Source organism: Streptomyces sp. CO7 (assembly GCF_053474865.1).
In genome coordinates this window covers 5,431-11,465 of the sequence record NZ_JBRIOU010000009.1, presented here as the reverse complement: position 1 = coordinate 11,465, position 6,035 = coordinate 5,431, and the positions used below count along the sequence as shown (strand labels likewise).

The 6,035-nt window shown below is 73.9% G+C and carries 5 protein-coding genes; 2 read left to right on the top strand and 3 right to left on the bottom strand.

Going from position 1 to position 6,035, the window contains the following annotated elements; genetic code table 11:
* Window position 1: 1 nt before the first annotated feature.
* Window positions 2-1,189: an ROK family protein gene (locus ACOV8S_RS26730; protein WP_448320913.1), complete on the bottom strand. Its 1,188-nt coding sequence runs from the start codon at window positions 1,187-1,189 to the stop codon at window positions 2-4.
* A 105-nt stretch (window positions 1,190-1,294) separates the two neighbouring features.
* Complete coding sequence (xylB, locus tag ACOV8S_RS26725) at window positions 1,295-2,722, bottom strand: xylulokinase (protein ID WP_448320911.1); 1,428 nt, start codon at window positions 2,720-2,722, stop codon at window positions 1,295-1,297.
* A 212-nt stretch (window positions 2,723-2,934) separates the two neighbouring features.
* On the opposite strand from xylB, the gene xylA reads away from it, so the two are divergent.
* Window positions 2,935-4,101 carry a xylose isomerase gene (gene xylA / locus ACOV8S_RS26720; protein ID WP_351115628.1) on the top strand — a complete coding sequence of 389 codons (1,167 nt, stop codon included), beginning with the start codon at window positions 2,935-2,937 and terminating at the stop codon, window positions 4,099-4,101.
* Window positions 4,102-4,333: 232 nt separating this feature from the next.
* Window positions 4,334-4,513, top strand: coding sequence for a hypothetical protein (locus ACOV8S_RS26715; RefSeq protein WP_448320910.1), 180 nt, complete (start codon window positions 4,334-4,336; stop codon window positions 4,511-4,513).
* A 3-nt stretch (window positions 4,514-4,516) separates the two neighbouring features.
* On the opposite strand, the gene ACOV8S_RS26710 is transcribed toward ACOV8S_RS26715, so the two are convergent.
* The gene (locus tag ACOV8S_RS26710; RefSeq protein WP_448320908.1) at window positions 4,517-5,902 is read right to left on the bottom strand and encodes a tannase/feruloyl esterase family alpha/beta hydrolase; all 1,386 of its coding nucleotides are present in this window, start codon (window positions 5,900-5,902) and stop codon (window positions 4,517-4,519) included.
* Window positions 5,903-6,035 lie beyond the last annotated feature (133 nt).

The following is a 6,035-nucleotide window of genomic DNA, read 5'->3' as shown; positions in this document are numbered from 1 at the left end:
CTCAGGCGTCCCGCTCCGCCACCGAGGCGGGGTCGTCGAGGACGCTGCGGATGACCGAGTGCGCGGCGCCCAGCAGCGGCCCCTCGGGGCCCAGACGGGAGACCGACACCTCGCAGGAACGCCCCGCGGTGCGGGCCGACAGCTCCTCGCGCAGCGTGGGCAGCACCCACGGCGCCAGGGCGGACAGCTCGCCGCCCAGCACCACGGCCTGCGGGTCCAGCAGGTTGACGGCCCCGGTCAGGGCGATGCCCAAGGCCGACCCCGCGTCGCCGAGCGCGGCCCGGACCGCCTCGTCGCCCGCCTCCGCGCGCTCCGCGAGCAGACCCACCCGGCCCTCGCCGGGATCGAGGCCGACCTTGCGCAGCACCGCGTCCTCACCGGCGTACTGCTCCAGGCAGCCCACGCCGCCGCAGCCGCACGGCGGCCCGTCCGGACGCACCGGCACATGGCCGAGCTCGCCCGCGAAGCCCCGCACGCCACGCAGCAGCCGGCCGTCCACCACCAGGGCCGCACCGATGCCGATCTCGGCCGACACGTGCAGGAAGTCGGGCGGGGTGTCCTTGCCGAGCCACAGCTCGGCGAGGCCGCCCAGGTTGGCCTCGTTGTCGACGCTCGGCTCGAGTCCGCAGGAGAGCAGCGCGCCCAGGTCCGTCCGGTGCCAGCCCAGGTTGGGGGCGCGGACCACGGTCCGACTGTCGCGCGCCACCAGACCGGGCACCGCGACCTTGAGCCCCGCGGGCCACAGCCCCTCGCCCTCGGCCTCCGCCACCACCTGGCGGACCAGGTCGCCGAGCTCCTCCAGCACCGGCTCCGGCGCACGCCCGCGATTGGCCCCGTAGCGGACCGCGCGGGCCCGCACCTCGCCGCGCAGGTCGACCGCGCACACCGCGAGGTGGTCGACGCCGACCTCGGCGCCGATGCCGGCCGGGCCGTGCGCGCTCACCGTGAGCGCGGAGCCGGGCCGGCCGCGGCCCGCCGTGCCGTTGCGCTCGGGCCCCAGCTCCTCGAGCAGCCCCCACCGCACCAGGTCGTCGACGAGGGTGGAGACGGCGGCCCTGGTCAGGCCTATGCGCGAGGCCACCGCGGCGCGCGAGAGCGGACCCTCGTCGCGAACGGTGTGCATCACCCTGCCGAGGTTGCGCCGGCGCATGCCGGCCTGGGTGTCGGGGAGCTGCTTGCGTGCGGTCATACCTCTTCCTGGGCCCGGCCCCCCCACGTCCACGGACGCGAGAGGCCGGGCGGTCGTCCGCCCCATGATCTCCGACCGCGGTTCCGTGCGGAACCGCGGGTCGGGTCAGGCGCCCTCGAGCAGCGGCGTGGCGGCCGAGAGTACCGAGCCGATGCGCTCCAGCGCGGCGTCGTCGCGCTCCACGGCGTCCAGCACCGGGCCGTCCGCGGTGTTCCAGCGGCGGGCGACGGCGGCCGGGTCCTCGCCGGTCAGCAGCCCGGCGGCCTGCGCCGCGGCGCCCAGCGCCACCAGCTCCTGCGCCTGCGGGATCTGCACCGGGCGGCCGGACAGGCGGCGCACGGTGTTGCGCCAGGCGTCGCCGCGCGCGCCGCCGCCGATCAGCAGCAGCGGCGTGGTGCGGTCGGCGTCCTCGTCGAGGACCAGGTCCAGCGCGGCCAGCAGCGAGTGCACCGCGCCGTCGTAGGCCGCCTGCAGCAGCTGGCCCGGCGTGGTGTCGTGGCGCAGACCGTGGATCAGGCCGGAGGCGTGCGGCAGCGCGGGCGTCCGCTCGCCGTCCAGGTAGGGCAGCATCGTCACGCCGGAGCCGGGCTCGACGGCCTGCCGGTCCAGGCCCAGCAGCTCGGCCATGCGGTCGACGGCCAGCGTGCAGTTCAGCGTGCAGGCCAGCGGCAGCCAGCCGTCGTTGGCCGCGGCGAAGCCGGCCACCGTGCCCGTCGGGTCGGCCGGACGGCGCCCGGTCACCGCGTAGACGACGCCGGATGTGCCCAGGCTCATCACCGGGGTGCCGGGACGCACGCCCAGGCCGAGCGCGGCGGCGGCGTTGTCGCCGGTGCCGGGCGCGACCAGCACGCCCTCCGCCAGCGGCAGGCCGGAGCGGACGGTGCCGGCGGCCTCGCCCGGGCGGACCACGCGCGGGAGCAGCGCCGCGTCCAGGCCGATGTGCTCGAGGGTCTTGGTGTCGTACTCCTCCGTCGCCGACGCCCACCAGCCGGTGCCCGAGGCGTCGCCGCGGTCCGTGGTGCCCTCACCGGTCAGCCGCCCGGTCAGGTAGTCGTGCGGCAGGCGCACGGCGGCGACGCTGGCGGCGGCCTCCGGCTCGTGCTCCATCAGCCAGGCCCACTTGGTGACCGTGAACGAGGTGCTGGGCACGCTGCCGGTGCGCTCGGCCCAGGCCTCCGGGCCGCCGAGCTCCTCGATCAGTCGGCGGGTCTGCGGGGCGGAGCGGACGTCGTTCCACAGCATCGCGGGGCGCACCGGCTCACCGGCGGCGTCCAGGGTCACCAGGCCGTGCTGCTGGCCGCCGACCGAGATCGCCTTCGCCTCGCGGACCACGTCCCCGCACTGCTCCAGCGCCGAGCACAGCGCGTCCCACCAGACGCGCGGGTCGCTCTCGCGGCGGTCGCCGCCGGTGACCGTGTGCTTGGCCTGGCCGCTCGCCACGACGCGCCCGGTGGCGACGTCGACGACCAGCGCCTTGGTGGACTGGGTGGACGAATCCACACCGACGACGTACGTACCCTCGCTGGCTGACATCGGGCTCTCCCTGTGGTTCCGCGGCATGCGGGATTCTGCCTGGTGGACCGTGGTACCCGCGACCCTGTCGGCCGGGGCGCCACGCTTCGTCGCCCGGCCGGATCCGTCACGCGGGTCACAGCCCCGGGGTTGTCTCTTCCCAGCGACGTGGTTGCATACTAATTTGTAAACCGGCCTGACGAAATAGTCGATCCCGAGCGAGGAGCCACGTCATGAGCATCCAGCCCACCCCCGAGGACAAGTTCACTTTCGGTCTTTGGACCGTCGGCTGGCAGGGCAAGGACCCCTTCGGTGACGCCACCCGTCCCGCCCTCGACCCGGTGGAGAGCGTCAACCGTCTCGCCGAGCTCGGTGCCTACGGCGTGACCTTCCACGACGACGACCTGATCCCCTTCGGCTCCTCCGACGCCGAGCGTGAGGCCATCGTCAAGCGCTTCCGCGAGGCGCTGGACGCCACCGGCATGAAGGTGCCGATGGCCACCACCAACCTCTTCACCCACCCGGTCTTCAAGGACGGCGGCTTCACCGCCAACGACCGCGACATCCGCCGCTACGCGCTGCGCAAGGTCATCCGCAACATCGACCTCGCCGTCGAGCTGGGCGCGACCACCTACGTCGCCTGGGGCGGCCGTGAGGGCGCCGAGTCCGGTGCCGCCAAGGACGTCCGCGTCGCCCTCGACCGGATGAAGGAGGCCTTCGACCTCCTCGGCGACTACGTCGTCTCCCAGGGCTACGACCTGAAGTTCGCCATCGAGCCCAAGCCGAACGAGCCCCGCGGCGACATCCTTCTCCCCACCATCGGTCACGCCCTGGCCTTCATCGAGCGCCTCGAGCGTCCCGAGATGGTCGGCGTCAACCCGGAGGTCGGTCACGAGCAGATGGCCGGTCTGAACTTCCCGCACGGCATCGCCCAGGCGCTGTGGGCGGGCAAGCTCTTCCACATCGACCTCAACGGCCAGTCCGGCATCAAGTACGACCAGGACTTCCGCTTCGGCGCCGGTGACCTGCGTCAGGCGTTCTGGCTGGTCGACCTGCTGGAGAGCTCCGACTACGCGGGCCCGAAGCACTTCGACTTCAAGCCCCCGCGGACCGAGGACATCGACGGCGTCTGGGCGTCCGCCGCCGGCAACATGCGCAACTACCTCCTGCTCAAGGAGCGTGCGCTGGCCTTCCGCGCCGACCCGGAGGTCCAGGAGGCGCTGCGCGCCGCCCGCCTCGACGAGCTGGCCCAGCAGACCGCCGCGGACGGCCTCGAGGGCCTGCTCGCGGACCGTTCCGCCTTCGAGGAGTTCGACGTCGACGCCGCCGCCGCGCGTGGCATGGCGTTCGAGCGCCTCGACCAGCTGGCCATGGAGCACCTGCTCGGCGCCCGCGGCTGATCACCGCCCCGTCAGGCGACACCCCGCCCCGCACCGCTTCGGCGGTGCGGGGCGGGGTGCGTTCACGGGGAGCTGCTCGGTCGCCGTCGCCCGGTCGGCCTAAGGGAGCCGTCTCAGGGTTTTCTCAGGGCCGGGTCGGGGGCCCATGGGGGCTCCGGGAGGAACCGTCCGGGAGCCCGAGGGCGTTCACTGGAGGAGGAGCGGCAACGCGCCGCGAAGGAGGCGACCGAAGATGTCGAGGAACGCGAAGATCGCCGCAGGGGCCACGGCAGCCGGACTGGTCCTGCTGTTCTGGCTGCCGTGGTGGGTGTCCCTGCTCATGGTGCTCGGAGTCCCCGCCGCCTACTTCGCCCTGGACCCGGGGCAGCGGCGTCGGCTCCGCCGGGTCTCGCGCAAGCAGCTCGGTCGCTGACGGCTAGCCGTTCAGCGGGCAGCTGTTCGCCACGTCGCCCTCGGCGGGGCGCGCCACGTCGTGGTCGGCGGGCGGCCGCACGCCGTCCTCGACCCAGGCGGTGAGCGCGTCGAAGGCGGAGCGGTGGCAGGGCAGGATCGGGCGCAGCGCCGTCGGGTGGCTGTCGTACAGACCGTCGACGTGGGTGCCGCCCTCGATGCCGTAGTAGCGGTGCAGCGCCCCGCGCCCGGCCTTGTCGATCATCCGGGCGTACACGTCGGAGTCCGCAGCCTTGGGCAGCAGGGTGTCCAGGTCGCCGTGGAGCGTGATCATCGGGCGGCCGATGCGGCCGGTGAGGGAGACCCGCTCCACCGCGTCGTGGACGGCCCGCGGGCGCGAGTCGTAGTCGTACGAGGCGTCCGAGGCGCACGGCGCGAGGATCTCGGCGACCGTGGAGCCCGCCGAGGAGCCGGGGCAGGCGGCGTCGTAGGTGGGGTCGAACTCGGCGCGGTAGGTCTTCTGCGTCACGCCCCAGTACGCGGTCGCGTGGTACGGCCACAGGAACTCCGAGCCGTGGGCGAAGCCGACGGAGTAGAGGTCCTGGTCGTCGGCCTCACCGCGCACGTGCGCGATCGTCGTCGGCAGGGAGGTGAACATGTTGGGGCCGTCCGCCGTCCACAGCGTCCCCTCCCAGTCCACGCCGCCGTCGTACAGCTCGGGGTGGTTCTCCAGCTGCCAGCGGGTGAGGTACCCGCCGTTGGAGATGCCGGTGACGTACGTGCGGCGCGGGGCCTTGCCGTAGCGCTGGGCGACCGTCGCCCTGGCGGCACGGGTCAGCTGGGTGACCCGGTTGTTCCACTCGACGACCGCGTCGCCGGGGCGCCTGCCGTCGGTGTAGAAGTTCGGCGTGCTGTTGCCCTTGTCGGTGGCGGCGTAGGCGTAGCCCAGGGACAGCACGTGGTCGGAGATGGCGGTGTCCGAGGCGTACTGCTTGCGGGTGCCCGGCGCGCCGGCGACCACCAGGCCGCCGTTCCAGTCGTCGGGCAGGCGGATCACGAACTGGGCGTCGTGGTTCCAGCCGTGGGTGGTGTTGAAGGAGGAGCTGTCGGGGAAGTAGCCGTCGATCTGCACACCGGGCACGCCGGAGGGCTTGAGGGTCCGGACGGAGGTCAGTCCCGCCTGGTCGGCCATGTCGGTGTACGCGGTGCCGGCCAGACCGGTGGTCGTCAGGTCGTCGAGGCAGGCGCTCTCCTGATGGTCCGCGGCGGGCACGGTGAGGCGCTGGTGGCGGGCGCAGTGGCCCGACGCGTCGGCGGCCTGCGTCGAGGCGGCCGCGGTGGGTGAGGCGCCGAGAGCGGTCACTGCCATCAGGGTCGCGGCGACCCAGGGGACGCCCGGGGACAGACGCATGTACGGCCTCCAGAGGCTGAGGAGCGGTAGGGCGGCCGCCGGACGTCGCAGGGGCGCGCACCGTGGCGGTGCGGCTGCGGCGCGGCTGGGCCGCGGGCTGCCTCATCGTGGTGGCCTGGCGCACCGTCAACCC

Coding starts and splice junctions, on each gene's coding strand:
- ACOV8S_RS26730 (WP_448320913.1), bottom strand. CDS start 1,189: ATGACCGCACGCAAGCAGCTCCCCGACACCCAGGCCGGCATGCGCCGG.
- xylB (WP_448320911.1), bottom strand. CDS start 2,722: ATGTCAGCCAGCGAGGGTACGTACGTCGTCGGTGTGGATTCGTCCACC.
- xylA (WP_351115628.1), top strand. CDS start 2,935: ATGAGCATCCAGCCCACCCCCGAGGACAAGTTCACTTTCGGTCTTTGG.
- ACOV8S_RS26715 (WP_448320910.1), top strand. CDS start 4,334: ATGTCGAGGAACGCGAAGATCGCCGCAGGGGCCACGGCAGCCGGACTG.
- ACOV8S_RS26710 (WP_448320908.1), bottom strand. CDS start 5,902: ATGCGTCTGTCCCCGGGCGTCCCCTGGGTCGCCGCGACCCTGATGGCA.